1 protein-coding gene is annotated in these 947 nt (G+C 48.7%); it reads left to right on the forward strand.

The window, feature by feature from the left end:
* Nucleotides 1-130: 130 nt before the first annotated feature.
* Nucleotides 131-947: glycosyl transferase family 90 (locus JHD73_RS27865; protein ID WP_199033354.1), on the forward strand; the 817-nt coding region annotated here is incomplete at its 3' end.

The raw sequence follows: 947 nt of genomic DNA on the forward strand, positions 1-947 counted from the left end.
GTGCCACCCATAATCACGTGTGAGCTGGCAGCTTTCCACTCGAAAAACGATGTCCTGGCATCACACTTTTTGAGGAAGCGCGTCGGCGCGCTTTATCCCTGGGCCATTTCTGCAATCGCTTGTTTGATTCATGCCGCATCTCAAATATCGCCTGAGCCGGGTCTCTGCAAGAAAATTCTGGTACTACTTTTCGAATGCATCGAGCCATTTTCTGGCCCGCGCGACCAAGCACGGAAGAGCTGAGGCGTTTTTGAAGAGAAAAGGCCGTCACGGCAGCCATCAGGATGTACTGGATCGCCTGAATTACTACAACTCGATTTCGGAAACGTTCGGCCCAAGTGGAAATGCGATTGAATATTCCAACTTCTTGTTGGAATCTGCAATGAGTACTGTTCAGAGTAGAAATCGTAACATCGGCAGCGCATATTTCTATGATCTGGTTGGTCTGATGGATTATTTTGGACCGGGGTACAGTTTTGATTATGACTGTGGGGATGTGACTACCGAGCCGGCATCCCCTGCGTTTGTGAAAAGCCGCCCAATCAAGAATTCTTCGCATAATGGAATTCTTTTGAAATTGGATTCATTCCGACATTTTTCTTTTGCTCGAGACAACATTGATTTTGCCGAAAAAAAATCAATGGCAGTTTTCAGAGGACCCTGTTACCAGACGCATCGCCAGGAGTTCGTCGAGCGGTGCCATGACCTGCCGAACGTTGATATCGGTGATATCCGGAAGTCCGTGCAGGGGAAGGCAATCTATAGAGCGCCCATGACGATTGCTGAGCAGTTGCAATACAAGTACATCGTCAGCGTTGAAGGGAATGACGTTGCCACCAATCTGAAATGGATCATGTCATCCAATTCGCTTTGCTTCATGCGGCGACCCCGGTATGAGACGTGGTTCATGGAGGGTAGGCTGATTCCCGATGTGCACTATGTTCTGC

This window comes from Ralstonia sp. ASV6 (genome assembly GCF_016429285.1).
In the GTDB taxonomy this organism is placed as follows: domain Bacteria; phylum Pseudomonadota; class Gammaproteobacteria; order Burkholderiales; family Burkholderiaceae; genus Ralstonia; species Ralstonia flaminis.